Raw genomic sequence first — 21715 nt, 5'->3', positions numbered from 1 at the left:
CCTCCTATTCCGCAAACGAATTTTTCCGGGCCGGCCGGGAATTCTCTCCGCTTATTATTTTCCCTAGGGATGTAGGGAAAAGGCCTTACGGGGAATCCCGGCGAATCTACTGTCGGCCCCGGACCATTCTAGGGGCTTGTTCCCGCATCCTTTTCCGGTTTTCCACCGCGGGGGCCTCCGCGCACCTCGCGCAATCCGCTCCAGAGGGGGGACGAATTGCAGCATTGGCGTCTCGGTTTGCTGCTCGGCGGTTCCATCGCGGTCAGCCCACTGGCCCTGGACGCGAGTCTTCCGGCCTTTCCGGCCATGGCCCATTCGCTGGGCGTCTCCGTCCAGGACGTGGGTCTGATCGTGAGCATCTTCCTTCTCGGTCTGGCCCTCGGCCACCTGATCGGCGGCCCCCTTTCGGACCGCTACGGGCGCCCCGCGGTCATGTACAGCGGCCTGGGGCTCTTCGTGAGCGGGAGTCTGGCCATCTCCGCGACGGACTCCTACGCATGGCTGCTGGGATGGCGGATTCTGCAGTCGGTAGGCGCGGGATTCTGCCTCGTGAGCGCGCCGGCCATCGCCCGGGACCATGCCAGCGGAGAGGAGGGGGCGCGTCTGTTCAGCCTCATCGCCCTGGTCACCTTCCTGGTACCGGCCATTGCTCCGCTGCTGGGAACCGGCCTCCTCAAGCTGGCCGGATGGCCGGGGATATTCACCTTGATGGCCGCCTATGCCGTCGCGGTCAAGCTGGTGCTGCGCCGGACGCTGTTCCGGAGCTACCCGGTGCAGCCGGACCGGAGCAAGCCGCTGCATACCCTGGTCACCGACTATCGGTGGGTCCTGGGTCACGGAACCGCCATGCGGCTCCTGATCATCCTCGCGCTCGTATTCAGCGTGAACATGCTGTTCCTGACCCATGCCTCCTTCGTATTCCAGGAGAAGTTCCGGCTCTCCCCGGCCACCTTCTCCCTGCTCATGGGCGCCACCGTGGGGGCCATGGCGGGCTTCAACCTGCTGAACAACCGGCTGCTCCGCCACTTCGGGCCGGCGGCCATCCTCCGCGCCGCGGTAGGTCTCCAGGCCCTGGCCACCCTCTACCTGCTGGCGGTCACCCAGGCAGGAGCCACTCTGGAGCTGTTCCTGCCGGGTCTGCTGCTGGCCATGGGCACCTTCGGGGCCGGGATGCCGAACATCTTCACCCTGGTGCTCGACTTCTTCCGGGATATCGCCGCCACGGCCACGGCGCTGCTCGGCGCCCTGAAGTTCAGCGTGGCGGGAATCATCAGCGGATTCTCCTCGCTGCTGGTGGCGGGCGACCTGGATGCCATGGTCCTTGTCATGGCCGCGTGCTCGGGGATGGCGCTGCTACTGGCCTGGAACGCGCCGCATGCCGTTGCGCGGCGTCATGCCGAGACGGAGACGCGCGGGAACGGGGCGGAGACCATGCCCGGCTCTGGAGGTCTGTCGGGAAGCGCGCCGTGCTTCCGCATTGCCGCCCGCCCGGCCGCGGAGCTCCGGCACGCGGATGGCTGGTCGATCCTCCGTGCCGAACGGGGACCGGTCCCGCAAGCGGCCCGGTTCAATACCGATGGAGGAGTGCCGCCGAGCGCCTCCGGAAAAAATTCGGAGGCGCCGGCACCCGACCGAGAAACCGGTATGTCGTCCGCGGAGGAAGTCCCCGCAGGGCCTCCGCTGCCCGCACCCAGCGGGGCCTGAACAGGCGCACCGAGCGGCGGGGATACGGGACCGGAATGGCCGTCGCGCCAACGGTCCCGCGCTATCCGCGGGCACCCACCCCACCTTCCCGCTTACCCGGCACGCCGCTTAAAAAACGCCACATACCGCATTTGGGGGATGCCATTTCTCCCGAGCCCCTCTAAGCTTGTCCCGCTCGCGCACGCCCGGCGGACAGTGGGATCTGCCGCCGGTCCCGCCTCCGGGACCGAACCCGGACACGCAGGAAAAGGCACGCCCGGAACCCCGGGCCGGAGGGAGCTTCATGGGAAACAGCCGGAACCGTTTATTTCGCCGAATCGCGCCGCTCGCCCTGCTGACCGGGTGGATGGCCCTTTCCCTCCCCGCCGCTCAGGCGGCGGAATCCGGACACCTCTTCACCTCCCTGGGCTTGAAGAACCTGACCTGGTTCTCCGACTCGGAAGAGGTGGAATACGACGCCGCCACCCACCGGGTGGTGGACCTGACCCTGGCGGCCGGGGACAACTTCTTCGTCGGCGCCACCCTGGACCTGGACGACAAGATGGACGACTACCGCCAATTCGCAGTGCGCGCCGGTTTCGGGGACCTGGGTATGACCGTTCAGAGGGGGAAGATAACGGGCACCATCGAAGAGACGGGCGGCAAGGATGACGACGACTTGGACTACGAGACCCGGGCGGGCGACTTCGAGGAGGACTTCCAGCTCTATGCCGTGTACTGGGCGGATAACTGGGTGGCCCGCCACTCCGGGATCGGCTACGTCAAATGGACCACACCGGTGAGAATGGAGGTGAACTACGAAGATGAGAATCCCTTCGTCAGCCTCGACCAGTCGGTGGAATACATCGACCCGGCGGCGGAATACGAGATATTCGGCTTCTACTCCCGCTACGATCCGCTCGAAGCGGTCATGGAAGGCCATCTGGATTCCGGTTTCCTGGGGCTCGAGGATATTGGAACCAACGGCGTGGCGGGTGTGGGAAGAATCACCCCCACGGATGACATCTATACCCGGCAGATCACTGAGGATACCGGCCTGGAGCCCGACTCCGAGCCGCTCTACGGGTTCGGCGTATTCGGCTCCTTCCGCTGGGGCTACTATGCCGGGAATCGGCTCGACGAAGCACCCATGGGAATCGCCTACGGCTTCGCCGTGGGGCTGGAGGTCTCCACGGCCACCATCATCACCGTGGAGAACGCCGAATTCGTCCTGAGCGGTGGCGAGCCCAACTATTACCAGCGCCAGCCCGACGGCCTGCAACAGGGCTCCTACGGACCCTTCGTCCGGGGGGCCGTGCTCTGGTAGCCCCTGTCCGGGGACAACCCGGACATCCATTACTCTTGGTTATAGAAAAATCGCATATAGTTATTTAAATTTTTCATGAAGCCCTGATAGGCTTCCGCGCTGGCTTCGCAACCTGTCAGGGCATTCATGGAGATCCTTCTGCTTTTCCTGGGCCTGGGAACCGCCGTGTTCGCGGGCGTCAACTCGGGCGGCTCCTCCATCGGGGAATCCTTCGGGCCGGCCACCGGAAGCGGCATCATTTCGCCTCGCGCGGCGGGCGTCCTCATGGTTCCCTCGGTTCTGCTGGGCGGCTACTTGGTGGGTCCCCACGTGGTGGAAACCCTGGGCACCAAGTTCGTCCCGGAGGAGGTCATGACCCTGCCGGTGGCCACGGCGGTGCTCCTGTTCACCGGCCTCGGTATCCTGTTCGGCAACCTCCGGGCGGTTTCGGTCAGCACCAGCGAGACGGCGGTGGGCGCGGTTGCCGGGGTGGGCGCGGCGCTCGGCGTGCTCAACTGGGAGACCCTCGGCGTGGTGGTGAGCTGGTGGCTGGTTTCGCCGCTGCTGGCGCTGCTGATATCCGGTTTCGTGGGGCGGTACTGGTACCGTCCGCTCAAGCGGTGGCTCAACGAGTCCGGACGCCTGCGCCGGTCGGCGCTCCCGCCCCTGCTGATCCTGGGGGCCTGCTACATGGGCTTCTCGGCGGGGGCCTCCAACGTGGCCAACGCCGTGGCGCCTCTCGTTGGCGCCGGAAGCCTGGCCATGAGTCCGGCGATCCTGCTCGCGGCCACCGCCATGGCGGCGGGGGGCTTCCTGTTCGGGCCCCGCACCATGCGCACCGTGGGCGTGGAGATCACCGATCTCTCGGTGGTGGGCGCCCTGCTCACCATGGTCATCGCCGCCACCATCATCACCCTGCTCAGCTACGGCGGCATCCCCGCCAGCCTGGCGATCACCGCCGTCACCTGCGTCATCGGCCTCGGCTGGGGCCGGGCCTCGCGCAACGACGGCGACCAGGCGGAGGAAGCCCGCTTCAGCCGGGCCACCACGGCCCGCATCATCCTCACCTGGACCGGCTCCCCGATCATTGCCTTCCTGCCCTCCTACCTCCTGTTCAGCGGGGCCGCCGCCGCGGGCTGGCTCTGAGGGGCCCGGGCGGTGTCCGGCGGACTCTGTCCGCCGGCCTCGACATCCGAGCCCCGCGAGGACGCATCCCCGGAGGTGCCGGTTGCCATCCCTGTCCCCCAACGAGTACAGTCGGTTGCCATAAGGCATATGCCGCCTGGGGCTTTTGGGTCCGGGCGGATACCGGGGACGGACAGGCCGGTCCGTGTCCGGCGGGCGAACCCTCCATTGCAGCAAGAGGGCAGGGATGGCGGAGGAAGGAGCACCTTGGACCCTCCGGGTGGAACAGGGTCCGCATGGGGGCGCGGATCGCATCGCCAGGGATCTGACGGATCTGGGCTATTCCGTGACACTCGAGCACCCGGAGGGGCAAGGGGCCGCCCCCCTTCTGCAGGCCCGTCCCCCCGGCTCTCGGCAGCGCCCCTTCTGGCAGCACCCGGAAGTCGCCCCTTCCCTCCTCCATCAGGTCAGCGACGCGATCCTGATTTGCGATCCGGAGACCCGGGTCCTTTTCATGAACCAGGCCGCCCGCGCGCTCTTTCCCGATCCGGCCTCCCCGGCGGTTCCGGAATCGGGATTTGCCCCGGGCCACCTCGCCCCCTCCCTGGAGCACGCCCTTGGCGGCAAGGAAGTGGTGGATCAGGGCGTGACCGTGGGGGATCCCCACGGCGACAAGCGGGAGCTGCTGGTCTCCGCCCGTCCGGTCCGGGATCCTTCGGGAGCCCTGCGAGGAGCGGTCGTGGTCGCCCGGGAGCTCACCGGTGAGCACAGATGGCGGCGCTCCCTGGAACAGGCCCGGGACCTCTACGCGGCGCTCAGCGAGACCAACCAGTTCCTGGTGACCACCCCGCCCCCGGAGGAGCTGTTCGCCAGGGTGGCGCAGATCGTGGTGGACTACGCCGGCTTTCAGCTCGCCTGGGTGGGGCTGGTTGACGAGGAGGGCTGGGTCCGTCCGACGGCGACCCACGGCCAGGCCCATCCCTACGTGAACGATATCCGTGTCGCCGCGAGCGCGGACGTCCCCGAAGGACGGGGGCCCACCGGCATCTGCGTGCGGACCGGTGAGCACGTGATCAGCCGGCGGGTACTCGAGGATCCCCACATGGGTCCATGGCGCGGGGTGGCGGAACGGCACGGCCTGCGCTCCAGCGGTGCCTTCCCCATCCGGCGGAACGGCATGGTGGTCGGCGCCCTGAACGTCTACTCCGGACTGCCCGATTTCCTCTCCGAGGAGCTGGTTCATCTCCTCGACGAAATGGTCCTGGATATCTCCTTCGCCCTCGACAACTACGACCGTAACGAAAGGCTTCGCCAGCTGGCCGAGATCATCGAGGGCTCCCCCGACTTTATCGGGATGGTGGATCCGCGGGGCAATGTCCTGTACCGCAATCCGGCCGCCCTGCGGCTGCTCGGCCGGGCCGCCTTGAAGCCCAACCTCCAGGATGCCCACCCCGACTGGGCGACCCGGAAGATCCAGCAGGAGGGCCTTCCCAGGGCGCGCACCGAGGGCGTTTGGAATGGCGAGACCGCCTTTCTGGACAGCACGGGCCGGGAGGTACCCTTCTCCCAGACCATCATCGCCCATCGCGACCGCCACGGAGCACTGGTCCGCTATTCCACCATCGCCCGCGACATCACCGACTGGCACCGGGCCCAGGCCCGCATACAGCAGCTCGCCTACCAGGACCCGGTGACGAATCTGGCCAATCGGGCGCATCTGCTGGAACGGTTGGAAGGGGCCATAACCCGCCTCGACCACGCCGGCCGGTACGGCGCCCTCCTGGCGCTTGACCTGGATTCCTTTCAGACAATCAACGACTCCCTCGGCCCCGGGGTGGGCGACGCGCTCCTGCACAGCGTCGGCGACAGGCTGGCTTCCGTGCTCCCCGAGGGGGACCTGCTGGCGCGCGTGGGGGCGGATGAATTCATCCTTCTCATGGCGGACCTGTCCGGCTCCCGGGGGAGCGCGGAGCAGGCGGCGGAGCGGGTGGCGCAGCAGATAGAGGGTGCCTTCGACCGCCCGTTCCCGGCCCGGAATGCGGAGTTCCACCTCACGGCCAGCATGGGCCTGGCGCTGCTCCCCGAGCCCGACTGCGCGCCGGGAACCTACCTCCAGCGCGTGGGCAGCGCCCTGAGCGCGGCGAAAGCCGAGCGGCGGGGAAGCCGACGCTTCTTCCGGCCCGAAATGGTAAGCACGGTGCAGCACCGCCTGGACCTGGAGCAGGAGCTGCGGGGCGCGCTCAACCGCGACGAGCTCCATCTGGTGTTCCAGCCCATCTGGGACCTGGACAGCAATCGGATCAGCGGCCTGGAGACCCTGGTGCGCTGGGAGCACCCTCAGCGGGGACCCATTTCCCCGGGGGAGTTCATTCCCATCGCCGAGCAGACCGGCCTGATCCAGCCACTCGGCCGCTGGATCCTGGAAACGGCGGTGCGGACCGTGAAGCCCTGGCTGGAAGGCGGGGTGGAGCTGCCCGCGGGATTGGCGGTGAACATCAGCCCGCAGCAGTTCTCCGGTCGCGGATTCGTGGAATGCATCGCCGAGACCCTGGAATCCTGCGCCTTTCCCGGACGGCACCTCAAGCTGGAGATCACCGAGAGTCTGCTGATGCAGAATCTTTCCCTGGCCACGGCCAAGATCCAGCAGCTCCGGGAGCTTGGCGTTACTTTCGCCGTGGACGATTTCGGCACCGGCTATTCCTCTCTCGCCTATCTCGACCAGCTCCCCCTGGAGGCGCTGAAGATCGACCGCAGCTTCGTGAACCGCATCGAGCAGGGCGACAGCGCGGGACGCATCATCGAGGCGGTAATCGACCTGGCCAACAACCTGGAGCTCAACGTGGTCGGGGAAGGCATCGAGACGGAGGCGCAGCGCCGTTTCCTGTGTCGACAGGGCTGCCTCCACGGCCAGGGCTTCCTACTCAGCCCGCCTCTATCCGGAGAGGAGCTGGCGCACCGGCTCTTCGGCCCGTCCGGAGCCACCGGAAACTGACGGACGGGGGATAGCCGGCCGGTCCGCCCTCCCCGCCCAGCGGCACGGCGACCCTCCCAGCCAACGGCCCGGGGACGGCAGTCCCGGGACGTTTAACGCCGACCGTCGAAAAACTGGACACCGAGACCGGGGCAGGTCAATTCCCGCGCCGGAATAGCTGGACGGTCCGCCGAGGCTTTGTAAGGGATGGAAGAAGACCCCTTACGAACGACCCACGAGCTTCGGCATGGCGGACAAATTCCCCCTGGACAAGCGCCCGGCGGCCCTGGGTGCCGGACTGTTCTTCGTGGTGGCCGTGATGGACTCGCCCCTGGCCCACGACAGCAACAGCCTCCACCTGCCCCGGCCCCAGCTCAGCCGGCCGGCGGCCCCCGCTCCCTCGCCGGAGCCCGCCCCGTCCGCGCGGCATTCGGAAATGACGAGGCCCGGATTGTCCTGGGAATCCCGCTTCCGGCCGCTGTCGGAAAACGAGAAGGGCTGCCTAGCCCGGAATGTCTTCTTCGAGGCACGCGGCGAGTCCGTGGCCGGCCAGGTGGGCGTGACCATGGTGGTGCTCAACCGGCTCCGAAGCGCCGCCTACCCGGGGAACGCCTGCGCGGTCATCCGCGACAGCGCCCAGTTCTCCTGGGTCTGGGATGGCCGCCCCGACAACCCCCGGGCCTATCGCTCCCATCCCGACCGGCGCGCCTGGAAGCAGGCCAAGCGCATCGCCCGCCAGGTGGTGGAGGGCTCCGTTCGGGACCTCACCCACGGCAGCGACCACTACCACGCCCTGGAGGTGGACCCGTCCTGGGCCCGGGAGATGGCCCTGCAGACCGAGCTCGGCAACCACCGCTTCTACACCGCCGACGGCGCGGACCACGATGCCCTGCCGCCGCACACGGCCAGCTCCTCCGGAGCCCCGGAACCGGGGGATCCTTCCTGAGCCCGGGGGCTTCCCACTCCCGGTACGCCTTTTTGACTACCCCTCTCGCTCTCTGCAACGGCGCCCGCGGGATCTGCTACGTTCCCTGGGTCCCCACGGAATTTTGGTGTCCGCCCATCCGCCAGCCGCTCCGGGGCGGCTTTCCCCTGGCACGGAATACAGGAGCTTGCGTAATGGAGGGAGATGCGAAGGAGGCCCTCGCCGGTCGGATCCGCGCCCTGACCCAGGCCATGGACCGGGGCGAGGACGACGCCGCCCTGCGCCGGGTGATCCGCGGCGCGGTTGCCGAGGAGGCGGCCGCCCAGGAGGGAGCGGCCCCGCAAGCCCAGGAGCTGCTGGATGCCCTGCCCTCGCTGAAGGACCGCTGGACCCTCCAGGAAGAGGCAATCGCCGCCGTCACCCGGACCGAGCCCGGGGAGGACGGTGCGGCCGGGACCTGGCTGTTCGGCATGGGCATCCTGGACGGCGGCCTGCTCCACCATACGGCGCTGACGCTGGACAACGGCACCGCCCGGGCCCTGGCGGAGCCGGCCAGACGGGCCCTGGGCCTTCCGGAGTCCGGGGCGTCGGTGGTCATTGCGCCCCTGGTGTTCAATTACAACGTCCTGGCCGACGTCCGGATCGACCAGTGGACGAGCCTGGGCAAAGCGCTCTCGGAGGCCACCGATCCGGAAGAAGCCAAGCTCAAGCATCCGGAGGACCGCACCGAGGAATCCTCCCTGGGACCCCTCGGACTTCTCCTGGGGGCGGTTTCCTACATCCGGGAGCCGGACTTCCAGACGGCGGCGGAGGGGACCGAGGACATTCGGGAGGAAGTGCAGGCGCTCCTGGGCAACGGCCAGCCGGTGAGCGGGTTCCTGGAGGCGCCCATGGCCATGCTCATGCTGGGCGCCTCCGAACGGCGCGTGCGCCTCTCCCTGGGGTCGAAATCCGCCCGCGAGCAGCACGCCTCCCGGGTCGTGGCCACCGCCCACGCCGCCGAGCAGGTGGGCGCGGACGGCGAAACCGACCACTATCGCCTCTCCTGGCTGGACGGTTCGGACGGCATCGTGGAAGCGGAGATCTGGCCCCTGTTTCCCGGGGAAGGGGCGGCTCCCGAGGCGGAGCTGGAAGCGGCCCTGGAGGCGGAAGGCTGGACCTACGAGCTCCTGGAGCACGAGGGCGGCAATCCGTCATGCCCGAAGTGCGGCAACCTCGTGGCCCCGCAGCCGGGCATCGGCGGCATGGCGGAGTTCGTCCACTTCACCCCCTGCGACTCGGAATCCTAGGGGCCTGTCGTGCCCGGGGCGGGCTTCGCCGTTTCCTCCGCAGCGTACCGCCGGGTGCGGGGCCACCGTCGAAGCCGCTACCAGGCCGTGGGGACGGTGTAGGTCAGGAGCACCGATTCCGTCCCCAGGTTGGTTTCCTGCAGGGAGGCATTGGAGATGTGGGCGATCTTCAGCCCCAGGCGATGGCCGTTGCGGAAGCGGTAGGCGGCATCCAGGCCCAGGTGGAACTGGAACACGCCGCCCAGCCGCTTGCCGTCGCTCCGATTATAGGCCCCCACCCCCACCGCCGGCGTGATCAGCCAACGTTCGGCGAGCCGCAGGTCGGCGTAAGCCCCGGCGTAACCGAACACCCCGCCTACGGCGTTAACGAGCACTCCCGCCATGGGACCCAGCCCGTTCCACTTCTCGCCGATCCGGTATTCCACCCGGAGCTCATGAACCGATTTCTCCTGCGCGCGGTCCTCGATGGGATTGAAGACGCCGAATCCCAGGGTGGCCGCTCCCGGACCGTCCCCGAGCACCTCGATGCCCGCCACCCGGAATGCCACCGCCTGCTCGGGCACGGCCTGTCCCCGAACGGACGCAGCGGGGATGGCCAGAAGGCCCACCAGCAGGATTCCCATCAGAAGCCCGTTGTCGTTGGGCCGGCCCCAAGGGTAGTGCATCGCCTTCCTCGCGCGGGATGAGATTTCAGGGGCCACGACCGCGCCCCCCCTCGGGGCCGACTGGTCTCGCGCTCCCGTTTTTCCCAGCATTACGGAGCCCGCGGCTTGCTGACCATCAGGGCATGCCGCTTCCACGACGGGCAAACCCGGTCCCCCGGGCAACGGCCCCACCGGAACGGGAAGCCATCCCTCGCGGGCCGAAACCGGCATTCCACCCTGCCGCCACCCGCGACACCCATGGCGGTCCGGAGCCGGAACTTGGTCGAAGTGCCGCTGGGTGACGTGGCAACGCGGGACAGCGGCCGGGCCTTCAGCTCCATCGACCGGCGCAACGGTCGGCGGGTGATCACGGTGGGCATGAACGTGGAGCCGGCCAGCGCCACGGGCCGGGTACTGGCCGATATCCGGGGAGCGGTGCTGCCCCGGCTGCGGGCCGATTTCCCAGGGCTCACCTGGACCTTCCAGGGTATTCAGGCGGAGATACGGGAGTCGACCCAGGCCCTGTAGGGCGGCTTCGGGCTTGCCATGGCGGTGGTACTCGCCCTGCTCGCCGTGGCCTTCGGAAGCTACATCCAGCCCCTGATCGTCATGATGGCCATTCCCTTCGGCGTGCTCGGCGAGGTGCCGGTCTTCACCGCCATCCAGCAGGCCGGCAGCGGGGATGGGCGGGGGAACGGGAAGGAACGTTCAGGCGTATCCGGACCCGGCTCCGGAACGGCTCCGGAGCCGGCGGCCGGTACGGGGAGCGCCTCAGGCGACATCCTCCTCGTCGTCGCCCGGGGAGCTGCGGTCCACGGCGATCCGGACCGCTTCACCGAAGACCCGCTCGTACTCCCGCCCCAGCTCCTCGGCGGTCATCCTGGCGAGCCCGGAATAACCATTCCAGACGATGTCATCCAACGCCTCGTGGTTTCGCCGCAGCCGATCGCGCTGCTGAGCGAACAGCTCGTTCATGGCTTCCTGGTAGGGAATCCAGCGCATGAAAGCCTCCTCTGGGCTTCACTCTTCCTAGACGGTCCCCTGCGGCCCGGATCGAGCCCTCGGGGCGGGCTGGCCGGGCGGTCACCCGGCGGCGCTCTCCAATCGGTCAATATGTTTGCTGTGGATGGCGCTCCTCCGTTCAATGCTCCTACGCGCCCCGCCCCCGGCGAACGGCGGGGCCCGGGATCACACCTCTTCCTTCATGGGGAGAAAGTGCTCCGAGAAGTATTTCTCGCCCCCGTCGCAGAACAGCGTGATCACGTTCTCCAGCTCCGGGTGGTCACGCTTGAGCGCCTTGGCGGCCAGCAGGTGGGCGCCCGAGCTGGGACCGACGAAGCATCCGTGCTGGTTGGCGATCCGGCGCATCTCGGCCACGGCCTCGCAGCTGCGGACGGGCACCAGGTAGTCCACCTCGTTCCGGTGGCGCTGCAGGATCTCCGGGATGAACCCATCCGAGATCCCCTCGATCTGGTGCCGTTCCACCGCGCCGGTGGTGATGGTCGGGGACTCGGCCGGCTCCACGCCGATCACCAGACAGTCCGGATTCACCGCCCGGAAGGCCTGTCCGAGTCCCACCAGCGTCCCGCCGGTGCCGACTCCGGCCACCACCGCATCGGGCTTCCGGCCCTCGGGAAGCTGCTGCAGGATCTCGGGCCCCAGCCAGGTCCGGTTCTCCTCCACGTTCAGCTCCGAGGCAAACTGCCGTGGGCAGAAATAGCCTCCGGCCTCGCCCAGCTCCCGGGCCCGCTCCAAGGCCTCGTTGACATGGAAGTCGCCCACCTCCATTACCTCCGCGCCCAGGGCGCGGGAGATGGCCAGCCGCTCCGAGCTGATGCCCTGGGGCTGAACCACGAGCATCCGATAGCCCTTCACCGCCGCGACCATGGACAAGGCATTGCCGGTATTGCCGCTGGACGCCTCCACGATGGTATCGCCGGGCTGCAGCTTTCCCTCGGCCTCGGCCCGCTCGATGATGTATTTGGCAATGCGCGCCTTGATGGAGCCCGAAGGGTTCAGAAACTCCAGCTTGGCCCATACCCCCTCCACGGTAACCAGGGGGGTATCGCCGATACGGTCGAGAATGCTCGTCGTACCTTCCGGGCTCTCCGGGCCAAATTCCGGGCGAAGAACGCTATTCATCGGGTAACCCCCTCCTTGGCCGCAAGGCCATCAGGGCACGCCGTCCTCTTTCGACGAGCGGCTGTCCAAGGCTTTTCCGGACTCCTTGCCGGTTTCTCCCTCCGGGGTCCGGCGGAACGGCAGGCCCGGGAAAATGCGGTCCCAGCCCCGTCCTTCATACCGTCCTTCGGAGAAGACTGCCCGCTGTTCAACATTTAGGAAATTTGAGTTTTTCTATAATTCCATCGACCTTTGTCTATGTATAAAACAGGAATGGCCCGGCGAGCGGGAGCCGGGTGCCGTTCAGGCAACAGGCTGGCCGTAAGACCGGGCGATCGGAGGGGAAGACAAGGAGGACCGGAGGGCCTACGGACGGGAACCGACAGAGGGATTCGGCAGTCACGCTGCCTGCCGGTTGCCGTATCCGAAGGACGCGCCCCCTATGGGGAGCAGAGCGGGTTCACCGCACCAGAATCGGGTACGGCGTCACGGGTCCCGGTCGAGCGGCTCGGGGCGGGAGATGGAATGGCTGGTGGGCAGCGCCTGCATCATCCGCTCCATATGCTCGGCCGCCCGGCCGCCCTCCTCCACCATGAACTCGAGGAAGGACTGGGCGACCACGGAGAGCTTCTTCCCCTTGGGGTAGACCGCATACCAGTAGCGGGCTATGGGGAAGCCCTCCACGTCGAGCACGATCACCGGCCCCTCGGAGCCTTCCAGGGTGAGGCTGTGGAGGGACAGCACCGAGACCCCGAGGCCGCCGGCCACGGCGTGCTTGATGGCCTCGTTGCTGCTGAGCTCCATGATGATGTTGGGCTGCAGGCCGTGGGAGGCAAAGAGCTGCCGGGCGGATTCCCGGATTCCGGATCCCTCCTCGCGGGCGATGTAGGGCTCCTCGGCGATCCGCTCCAGGGGAATCCGCGCCTGCTCCGCCAGGGGATGCGCGCTGGAGGCCATGACCACCAGCGGGTTGGGGGCGATGGGCACCGCCTCGACTTCGAAGTCCTCGGCCGGCTTCTGCCCCATGATGTAGATGTCGTCCTCGTTGGCCGCCAGCCGCTCCAGGATGCGCTCCCGGTTGGAAACCTTCAGGGACACCTGGATGCCCGAATAGCGCTGCTTGAAATGGCCGAGCACGCGCGGCGCGAAATACTTGGCAGTGGTCACCACCGCCAGCTTCAGGGTGCCGCGCTTGAGGCCCTCCATGTCGGCAACCCGCATCTCCAGCCGCTCCAGGCTGCCGAATATCTCCTGGCAGGTCTCGTACAGATCCCGCCCGATCTCGGTCAGGTGGAGCTGGCGGCCGATCTGCTCGAACAGGGGCATGCCCACCGCATCGGACAGCTTCTTCACCTGCATGGAGGCCGTGGGCTGGGTGAGGTAGAGCTCCTCGGCCGCGCGGGTGACGCTTCCATGGCGGGCCAGGGACTCGAATATCTTCAGCTGGCGCAGGGTCACCTTGCGCCCAAGGTCCTTATCGGAGGCGGGCAACATCCATTACCTGTTCGGGCGGAAAAGGATCTCACGTCCACTTATTGCTCAGGAAATCGTACTCCCGGAGCCGGTATTTGCAAACGGCGTGCCCGACCGGGCGCCTACGGACGGCTGGGCTCTCCACTCTTCAGGAAGAGGCGCCTTTCCCACTCTGCACCAGGGGACCCTTCTCCAATCCGGCGAGGTAGGTGTCCACCAGGGCCTCGGCCTCGCGGCCCAGATCGAAGCCCTCCGGCGTCAGCAGCCAGTTGGAGATCAGGCCGATCATGTAGCCGTGCAGACCCACGGCCGCCCGGTGGCAGTCGAGCCCCTCGGGGAGCTGCCCGCGGGCCACCGCGTGGCCGAGGGCGCGCTCGGTGCGGCTGACGGCGTTTCGGTTCAGCCTCTGGAGGCGCTGGACCACGGGGTCCATCTCCGGGATCAGCTCGCACTTGTTCAAGAGGATCTCCAGGACGCGGCGCTGACGCGGGCTCTCCGCGGTCTCCCGCAGGATCTTGAGCAGCAGGCCGCGCAGGCGCCCCAGGGGGTCCGGCTCCTCGCTGCTAGCCACTTCCTCGGCCAGGGACTCCATGGGCAGATGGACGCGCTCGTGCATCTGGTTCAGCAGATCGGTCTTGTTCTTGAAGTGGCCGTAGATGGCGCCCCGAGTGACCCCGGCGGCCTCCGCGATGTTGCAGAGGGTGGTGCCCGACACCCCCTTCTCGCTGAATACCTGCTCCGCCGCATCGAGGATCAGCGCATAGGTGGCAGCCGCCTCTTCCTTGGTCTTCTTGGCCATCCGTCCGGCTTCCTCCGTTTCCCGATCACGCGAAGCTCGCGCTTGTTTCTTCGGGGCCATTGTAATGCAGGCCTTCTCCCCTCTTCACCCGGCGGGCGAAAGGCGACCGGCCCGATGGGGCTTTTATTATACATACATGAATGTATAATTAACCGAACTTCAATCCGGGGCCATGCCCCCTGCCCGGCCGATTTTCATGGAAGGGTTCGTCATGCGCACTATCCGTCCAAATAGTCTCCTGAAAACCGCCCTCCTCCTGGCGGTCGTGCTTGCCACTGCCGGCTGCGGAAGCGGCGAGGCGCAGCCCAAGCCCGGCGAACGGCCGCCGCCCCAGGTGGGCGTGGTGGAGCTCCAGCCGCGCCCTGTGGAACGGATCACCAAGCTCCCGGGCCGGACCTCTCCATACCGGGTGGCGCAGGTCCGCCCCCAGGTGACGGGAATCCTCCAGAAGCGCCAGTTCCAGGCCGGCGCCCAGGTAGAGGCCGGCCAGACCCTGTACCGCATCGACTCCAAGCGGTATCGGGCCGCGGTGGAGCGGGCGAAGGCCGACCTCGCCGAGGCCCGTGCCTCCCTGGATACGGCCCGCAAGCAGGTGGCCCGCTTCGAGAAGCTGGTGGAGAAGAACGCCGTGAGCCGCCAGGAATACGACGACGTGCGGGCCGCCTACCAGGAGCAGAAGGCCCGCGTGCAATCGGCGGAGGCGGCCCTGAAGACCGCCCGCATCGACCTGGCCTACACCACCGTCGACGCCCCCATCACCGGCCGGGTCAGCCAGTCCTACATCACCGAGGGGGCACTGGTGACCGCCAATCAGAGCTCGGCCCTGGCCCGGATAACGCAGCTGGACCCCATCTACGTGGACATCCAGCGCCCCGCCACCGAGGTCCTGCGGCTCAAGCGCGCCCTGCAGCGCGGCGAGCTGGAGGAGACCAATTCCGGAAAGGCCCGGGTGCGGCTGCGCCTTGACGACGGCACGACCTATGAGCACGCCGGCAAGCTGGCGTTCTCCGGCGTGACCGTGGACCAGGGCACGGGCACCGTCACGCTCCGGGCCGTGCTCCCCAACCCCGACCACCATCTCATGCCGGGCATGTTCGTTCGGGCCCGGCTGCGCCTGGGAACGGACCACAAGGCCCTGCTTGTGCCCCAGCAGGGCGTGACCCGCAACCGCCGGGGCGAAGCCACCGCCCTGGTGGTGAACGGCAAAGACCGGGTCGCGCAGCGGAAGCTGGAGGTGCGCGAGGCCCGGGGGAGCTTCTGGGTGGTGGAGAAGGGTCTGAAGGCGGGCGACCGGGTGATCGTCTCCGGCCTGCAGAAGGTCAAGCCGGGAGCCCGGGTGAAGCCGGTGGTCGCCGAAATCCCGAACAAGCCGGAAGGCGCCGAGCATGGTTAATTTCTTCATAAACCGTCCCGTTTTTGCCTGGGTGCTGGCCATCGCCGTCATGCTGGCCGGCGCCCTGGCTATCCAGACCCTTCCGGTGAAGCGCTATCCCACGGTGGCCCCGCCGGCGGTGTCGATCCAGGCCACCTATCCCGGCGCCTCCGCGGACACGGTCTCCAACACCGTGGTGCAGGTCATCGAGCAGCAGATGACCGGAGTGGACAACCTGATCTACATGTCCTCCACCTCCAGCTCCTCGGGTAGCGCCCAGATCACCCTGACCTTCGAGACGGGCACCGACCCGGACATCGCCCAGGTGCAGGTGCAGAACAAGCTCAAGCAGGCCGAGCCCCTGCTTCCGGAGGCGGTGCAGCGGCAGGGCGTGAAGGTCAGCCAGTCCAATGACAGCTTCCTCATGGTGGCGGCGTTCATCTCCTCCGACGGCCGCCTTGCCAAACAGGATCTGGCCGATTTCGTCGCCTCGGATATCGCCGAGCCCATCGGCCGCATCCAAGGGGTGGGCAACACCCAGGTCTTCGGCTCGCAGTACGCCATGCGTATCTGGCTGGACGCCACCGCCCTGGCCAATTACAATCTGACCGTGGGCGACGTGCGCTCCGCCATCGAGTCGCAGAACACGGTGGTCACCGCCGGCGAGCTGGGCGGGCTCCCCGCCGTGGACGGCCAGCAGCTCAATGCCACGGTCTCCGCCCAGGGCCTCATGGAGACCCCCGAGGACTTCCGCAACATCCTGCTTAAGACCCGCGCCGACGGCTCCCGGGTGCGCCTGGCGGACGTGGCGCGCGTGGAGCTGGGAGGCGAGTCGGTGGCCATCCAGAGCTTCTTCAACGGCGATCCGGCCGCCGGCCTGGGCATCAACCTCGCCTCCGGAGCCAACTCCCTGGCCACGGCGGAGCGGATCAAGGAGCGCCTCCACGAGCTGTCGTCCTATTTCCCGGAGGGGGTGGAGGTGCGCTTCCCCTACTCCACGGCGCCGTTCGTGGAGACCTCCATCGACCAGGTGGTCCACACCCTGATCGAGGCCATCGGCCTGGTGGTGCTGGTCATGCTGCTGTTCCTGCAGAGCTGGCGCGCCACGCTGATCCCCACCCTGGCCATTCCCGTGGTGCTCCTCGGCACCTTCGCGGTCATGGCGGCCACGGGCTTCTCCATCAACATGCTGACCATGTTCGGCATGGTGCTGGCCATCGGCCTGCTGGTGGACGACGCCATCGTGGTGGTGGAGAACGTGGAGCGCATCATGCATGAAGACGACGTGGGCCCGCTGGAGGCCACGCGCCGGTCCATGGGCCAGATCACCGGCGCGCTGGTGGGGATCGGCGTGGTGCTGTCGGCGGTGTTCATCCCCATGGCCTTCTTCCCGGGCTCCACCGGCGCCATCTACCGGCAGTTCTCCATCACCATCGTTACCGCCATGGTTCTGTCGGTGCTGGTGGCCTTGATCCTCAGCCCCACCCTCTGCGCCAAGCTCCTGAAGCCGCAGCAGGGCGAGGGCCGGATCCATCAGCGCCTGTTCGGCTGGTTCAACCGGCTCCTGACCCTGGCCACCCGGGGCTACGTGGCCTCCGTGGGCCACATCGCCCGGCACACGGTGATCTACTCCCTGGCCTTTCTGGTGATCGTGGGCACGCTGGCCGTCCTCTTCGCCCGGCTTCCGGGCGCCTTCCTGCCCGACGAGGATCAGGGCGTGGTGGTGGCCCAGTTCCAGCTGCCCCAGGGGGCGACCCAGCAGCGGACCCTGGACACCATCGACAAGGTGGAGCGGTACTTCCAGGACCAGGAAATGGTGGAGGGCATCTTCACGGTGGCCGGCTTCAGCTTCACCGGCCGCGCTCAGAACGTGGGCATCGCCTTCGTGAACCTCAAACCGTGGGAGGAGCGTCAGGGTCCGGGCCAGAGCGCCGGCGCGCTGATCCAGCGGGCCAACCGCCATCTGGCGGGCCTGATCCGGGATGGCCGCGTATTCGCCTTCAACCTGCCGCCCATCCCGGCCCTCGGCAACGCCACCGGCTTCGACCTGCAGCTCCAGGACCGGGGCGGCGTGGGCCACGACGCGCTCATGGCGGCCCAGGGGCAGTTCCTGCAGAAGGCCGCCCAGAGCCCGGCGCTCGCCCGGGTCCGGCCCAACGGGCTTTCGGACAACCCGCGCTACCGGCTCGACATCGACCAGGAGAAGGCGCGTGCCCTCGGCGTGCCCCTGCCCGCCCTCAACCAGCTGCTGTCCGTTGCGTGGGGCTCGGGCTACGTCAACGACTTCCTGCACGAGGGCCGCATCAAGCGCGTCTACATGCAGGGCGAGGCGTCGGACCGCATGCTGCCCGACGACTTCAAGGAGTGGTACGTGCGCAACGCCGACGGCGGCATGGTCCCCCTGGGCGAGCTGGTTCGCGGCGACTGGACCTACGGCTCGCCGCGGCTGGAGCGCTACAATGGCGTGCCGTCCCGCTCCATCAAGGGCGAGCCGGCTCCCGGCCACAGCACCGGCGAGGCCATGAAGGCGGTGGGGTCCATCATCGCCGAGCTCCCGGAAGGCATCGGGTATTCCTGGACGGGGCTGTCCTATCAGGAGCGCCAGTCGGGCAACCAGGCGCCCCTGCTGTACGCCATCTCCCTAATCGTGGTGCTGCTAGCGCTGGCCGCGCTCTACGAGAGCTGGACCATCCCCTTCGCGGTGGTGCTGGCGGTGCCCCTGGGCGTGCTCGGCGCCGTGGGGGCCGCGCTGCTGCGCGGGCTGCCCAACGACGTCTTCTTCCAGGTGGGCATCCTGACTACCCTCGGACTGACGGCGAAGAACGCCATTCTGATCGTGGAGTTCGCCCGGGACCTGGAGAACCGCGGGTACGCCCTCGTGGCGGCCACCCTCGAGGCGGTTCGCATCCGGCTGCGCCCCATTCTGATGACCTCCCTGGCCTTCAGCATGGGCGTGGTGCCGCTGGCGCTGGCCTCCGGCGCCGGCGCGGGCAGCCAGATGGCCATCGGCACCGCAGTGCTCGGCGGCATGATCTCCGCGACCTTCCTGGCCATCTTCTTCATTCCGCTGTTCTACATCGTGGTCCGCCGCCTCTCCGGCGTCCCCGGGCGCCGGGAGGCCGGGTCGCAGGCGGCCACCACGACCAACGGTCAGGGAGGCGAATCATGAAGCGCATCACCGGCCTGCTCGCCGCCGCGCTCCTGGTGGCGGGCTGCAGCACCATGGCCCCGGATTATCAGCGTCCCGAGGCCCCCGTCCCCGACTCCTGGCCCGAGGGGCCACCGGACCCGGCGGCGGGGCTGGCCACGAAAGGGGAACAGCCCGTGGCCGAGGTCGGCTGGCGCGACCTGTATGGCGACGACCCGGTGCTCACGGGTTTGATCGAACAGTCCCTGGAGGAGAACCGGGACCTGCGCGTTGCCGCCCGCCGGGTGGAGATGGTCCGGGCGCAATACCGGATCCAGGCGGCGGCGCTGTTCCCCCAGGTGAACGCCACGGCCAGCTACACCCAGGAGCAGACTCCCGCGGCCGTCTATGGGGGCGGCTTCGGCGGAGGCGGCGCCATCACCAGCGAGTACTACAACGCCCGGGTGGGCATATCCAGCTACGAGCTGGACCTGTTCGGGCGCATCCGCAGCCTCGAGGATCAGGCCCTGCAGGAATTCCGGAGCACCTTCGCGGCGCGGCGCAGCGCACAGATCTCGCTCATCGCCGAGGTGGCCAACGCCTACATGGCGCTGCTGGGCGACCGGGCGCAGCTGCGGGCCACGGAGGAGATGCTGGACACCCAGCGGCAATCCCTGGACCTGGCCGAGCGCCGCTTCGAGAACGGCGCCAGCTCCCGGCAGGCGGTCCATCAGGCGCGCACGGCATTGGCAGGCACCCGCGCGGAGCGCGCGGTCCTGCGCCGGCAGGTGGCGCAGGACCGCAATGCCCTGCGGCTCCTGGCGGGCGGATCGTTACCGGAGGCGCTGACCAGGCAGCCGGACCTCCAGGCGGTGAAGCTGGCCCTGCCGGTGCCCGCCGATCTCTCCTCCGACCTGCTCCTGCGCCGGCCGGACGTGCTCCAGGCGGAGCACCAGCTGCGGGCGGCCAACGCGAACATCGGCGCGGCCCGGGCGGCCTTCTTCCCGACGGTTTCCCTGACGGGGAGCTACGGCAGCCTCAGTAGCGACCTGGATGGCGTTTTCTCCGCCGATTCCGAGGCCTGGAGCTTCGTGCCGCAGATCTCGCTGCCCATCTTCGACGGCGGCCGCCGGGAAGCCAACCTGGACGTGGCCAAGGTCCGCAAGAAGATGGAGGTGGCCCGCTACGAGCGCACCATCCAGCAGGCCTTCCGGGAGGTGGCCGACGCGCTGGCCGCCTACGGCACCATGGAGGACCGGCTCAGCGCTCAGCGGGAGCGGGTCGCCGCAGCCCGCGACAACTACGAGCTGGCCCGCACCCGCTTCCGCCGGGGCATCGACAGCTACCTTCCGGTACTGGACGCCCAGCGGACCCTGTTCGATGCGCGGAAGGACCTGATCGCGGTGCGCCAGGCCCGGTTCACCAACCAGGTTAACCTGTACCGGGCGCTGGGCGGCGGCTGGCAGGGACGTACGGAGGCGGCCCGGGACTCGGGGGAATAGGCCCGGGCGCATGGTCACTTTGCCGGGGAGTATCCCCTTCTCCCGGGAGAAGCCCACCCGGTACCACCCATCCCCCGGGCGAGGTCGCCGCAGCAGCCAGGATTTCACTCGAAAGCGGAAGCCTCGGAGCGGGGGCAACCCCGGAAGCGCCCCTCGCGAGGCTGCCTGGCAGCGGCCATGGCACTCGCCGTCTCGGGTCCCCCGATGGCGGGCGCGGCGGAGGAGCCCGGATTCCGGGTCCGCGCCGGACAGCCCCTTGACTTCCTCCACCACGGCAAGGAAGGACCGCACCACCCGGGATTTGTCCATTGTTGCGCCGCGCGGAACGATCTTTCCCTGATCCGGCGGTTTATCCCATCCAACCGCGTTTCTACGATGGGCGTTCCGGAGGAACGCGGAACCGCCAGGAGGCGGCGAACCACGTTCCCGGCCTATTGGCGGGAATCATTCACGCCCTACCCCACCTCTCGGCCTAGCGAGTGCAACCTATGGATACCCTGCCCAGCCTGTTCATTTCCCACGGTGCGCCAACCTTCGCCCTCGAGCCCGGCACCGCCGGGGCCGCGCTCGGGGCGCTGGGCCGGGCCCTTCCTCGCCCGGTCGCGGTGCTCGTGGTCTCGGCGCACTGGATCACGGACAGCCCCCGCGTGACCACCGGCCACCGTCCGGAGACCATCCACGACTTCGGCGGCTTCGATTCGGCCCTCTACGAGCTCGAATATCCTGCAGCGGGACATCCCGCCGTGGCCGCCCGGACCATCGAGGTCTTGCGGGAGGCCGGCTGGCAGGCGGAAGGAGATGAACAGCGCGGCCTGGACCACGGCGCCTGGGTGCCCCTGCTGCATCTGTACCCGGAGGCGGATGTGCCGGTAATCCAGGTTTCCCTGCCGTCCCCGCCGGACGGGGATACGGCCTTCACCTTCGGCAAAGCGCTGGCGACCCTCTCCGGGGAAGGCGTGCTCGTGGTCGGATCAGGGAGCCTCACGCACAATCTCTACGACCTCCGGCCCGACGGCCCGGACGCCGTCTACCCCACCGTATTCGCCGCATGGATCCACCAGGCGGTGGTCACCGGCGACCGGGAGCGGCTGCGGGAGGCGCTGGACCGGGCGCCCTATGCCAACCGCAACCATCCGACCCCGGAGCACTACTGGCCGCTGGTGGTGGCAGCGGGCGCCGCCGCCAACCCAGAGCCGGTAACGACCATCCGGGGTGGCCTCACCTATGGCGTCCTGGCCATGGATGCCTTCCTTTTCGGGCGGAACCTGGAAGCCGTCCTGGCGGATATCCCGCCCGCCTCCGGCGGGCAGGCCGGTTGAGGCGCCCCTGCGAGATCGCAGACGGGCTCTCCGCCCCAGATCCCTATTATCCGGGAGAT

Annotated in this window: 16 protein-coding genes; 11 read left to right on the top strand and 5 right to left on the bottom strand. The window is 68.2% G+C overall.

Features of this window, described 5'->3' with window-relative positions:
* The first annotated feature begins 216 nt into the window (after positions 1 to 216).
* The 6 genes from ACERLL_RS08685 to ACERLL_RS08660 all read left to right on the top strand — a co-directional run bounded on the left by ACERLL_RS08685 (position 217) and on the right by ACERLL_RS08660 (position 9299).
* Positions 217 to 1704 carry a multidrug effflux MFS transporter gene (locus ACERLL_RS08685; RefSeq protein ID WP_373655684.1) on the top strand — a complete coding sequence of 496 codons (1488 nt, stop codon included), beginning with the start codon at positions 217 to 219 and terminating at the stop codon, positions 1702 to 1704.
* A gap of 283 nt (positions 1705 to 1987) precedes the next feature.
* Positions 1988 to 3010, top strand: a complete 1023-nt coding sequence (locus ACERLL_RS08680; RefSeq protein WP_373655683.1) for a hypothetical protein — start codon at positions 1988 to 1990, stop codon at positions 3008 to 3010.
* A gap of 126 nt (positions 3011 to 3136) precedes the next feature.
* Entirely contained in the window at positions 3137 to 4135 is a 999-nt protein-coding gene (locus ACERLL_RS08675) for an inorganic phosphate transporter (RefSeq protein WP_373655682.1), read from the top strand.
* 226 nt (positions 4136 to 4361) lie between these two features.
* Positions 4362 to 7106 carry a sensor domain-containing protein gene (locus ACERLL_RS08670; protein ID WP_373655681.1) on the top strand — a complete coding sequence of 915 codons (2745 nt, stop codon included), beginning with the start codon at positions 4362 to 4364 and terminating at the stop codon, positions 7104 to 7106.
* 226 nt (positions 7107 to 7332) lie between these two features.
* On the top strand, positions 7333 to 8031 hold the full coding sequence (locus ACERLL_RS08665; RefSeq protein WP_373655680.1) for a cell wall hydrolase: 699 nt from the start codon (positions 7333 to 7335) through the stop codon (positions 8029 to 8031).
* Between the two features lie 173 nt (positions 8032 to 8204).
* Positions 8205 to 9299, top strand: coding sequence for a hypothetical protein (locus ACERLL_RS08660; protein ID WP_373655679.1), 1095 nt, complete (start codon positions 8205 to 8207; stop codon positions 9297 to 9299).
* 77 nt (positions 9300 to 9376) lie between these two features.
* On the opposite strand, the gene ACERLL_RS08655 is transcribed toward ACERLL_RS08660, so the two are convergent.
* The gene (locus ACERLL_RS08655; RefSeq protein ID WP_373655678.1) at positions 9377 to 9964 is read right to left on the bottom strand and encodes an acyloxyacyl hydrolase; all 588 of its coding nucleotides are present in this window, start codon (positions 9962 to 9964) and stop codon (positions 9377 to 9379) included.
* 258 nt (positions 9965 to 10222) lie between these two features.
* On the opposite strand from ACERLL_RS08655, the gene ACERLL_RS08650 reads away from it, so the two are divergent.
* The gene (locus ACERLL_RS08650; protein ID WP_373655677.1) at positions 10223 to 10471 is read left to right on the top strand and encodes a hypothetical protein; all 249 of its coding nucleotides are present in this window, start codon (positions 10223 to 10225) and stop codon (positions 10469 to 10471) included.
* Positions 10472 to 10714: 243 nt separating this feature from the next.
* Here the strand turns inward: ACERLL_RS08650 and ACERLL_RS08645 are convergent, their stop codons facing one another.
* The 4 genes from ACERLL_RS08645 to ACERLL_RS08630 all read right to left on the bottom strand — a co-directional run bounded on the left by ACERLL_RS08645 (position 10715) and on the right by ACERLL_RS08630 (position 14336).
* A complete protein-coding gene (locus ACERLL_RS08645; RefSeq protein ID WP_373655676.1) occupies positions 10715 to 10945 on the bottom strand; it encodes a hypothetical protein in 231 nt (76 codons plus the stop codon).
* A gap of 186 nt (positions 10946 to 11131) precedes the next feature.
* On the bottom strand, positions 11132 to 12085 hold the full coding sequence (locus ACERLL_RS08640) for a PLP-dependent cysteine synthase family protein (RefSeq protein WP_373655675.1): 954 nt from the start codon (positions 12083 to 12085) through the stop codon (positions 11132 to 11134).
* 465 nt (positions 12086 to 12550) lie between these two features.
* On the bottom strand, positions 12551 to 13555 hold the full coding sequence (locus ACERLL_RS08635; RefSeq protein ID WP_373655674.1) for a LysR family transcriptional regulator: 1005 nt from the start codon (positions 13553 to 13555) through the stop codon (positions 12551 to 12553).
* Between the two features lie 130 nt (positions 13556 to 13685).
* A complete protein-coding gene (locus ACERLL_RS08630; protein ID WP_373655673.1) occupies positions 13686 to 14336 on the bottom strand; it encodes a TetR family transcriptional regulator in 651 nt (216 codons plus the stop codon).
* A gap of 211 nt (positions 14337 to 14547) precedes the next feature.
* On the opposite strand from ACERLL_RS08630, the gene ACERLL_RS08625 reads away from it, so the two are divergent.
* The 4 genes from ACERLL_RS08625 (at position 14548) to ACERLL_RS08610 (ending at position 21656) form a co-directional block, all read left to right on the top strand.
* On the top strand, positions 14548 to 15729 hold the full coding sequence (locus tag ACERLL_RS08625) for an efflux RND transporter periplasmic adaptor subunit (protein WP_373655672.1): 1182 nt from the start codon (positions 14548 to 14550) through the stop codon (positions 15727 to 15729).
* Positions 15722 to 18877 (top strand): efflux RND transporter permease subunit, encoded by a 3156-nt coding sequence (locus ACERLL_RS08620; protein ID WP_373655671.1) that lies wholly within the window; start codon positions 15722 to 15724, stop codon positions 18875 to 18877. The genes ACERLL_RS08625 and ACERLL_RS08620 overlap by 8 nt, the downstream gene beginning before the upstream one ends.
* Positions 18874 to 20337 (top strand): efflux transporter outer membrane subunit, encoded by a 1464-nt coding sequence (locus ACERLL_RS08615; RefSeq protein ID WP_373655670.1) that lies wholly within the window; start codon positions 18874 to 18876, stop codon positions 20335 to 20337. Before ACERLL_RS08620 ends, ACERLL_RS08615 begins: the two co-directional genes overlap by 4 nt.
* 488 nt (positions 20338 to 20825) lie before the next feature.
* Positions 20826 to 21656 carry a dioxygenase family protein gene (locus tag ACERLL_RS08610; RefSeq protein WP_373655669.1) on the top strand — a complete coding sequence of 277 codons (831 nt, stop codon included), beginning with the start codon at positions 20826 to 20828 and terminating at the stop codon, positions 21654 to 21656.
* The last annotated feature ends 59 nt before the right edge of the window (positions 21657 to 21715 follow it).

The organism is Thiohalorhabdus sp. Cl-TMA (genome assembly GCF_041821045.1).
Taxonomy (GTDB): Bacteria; Pseudomonadota; Gammaproteobacteria; order Thiohalorhabdales; family Thiohalorhabdaceae; genus Thiohalorhabdus; species Thiohalorhabdus methylotropha.
The sequence above is the reverse complement of the archived record's forward strand: the minus strand, read 5'-3'. Positions and strand labels throughout refer to the sequence as shown.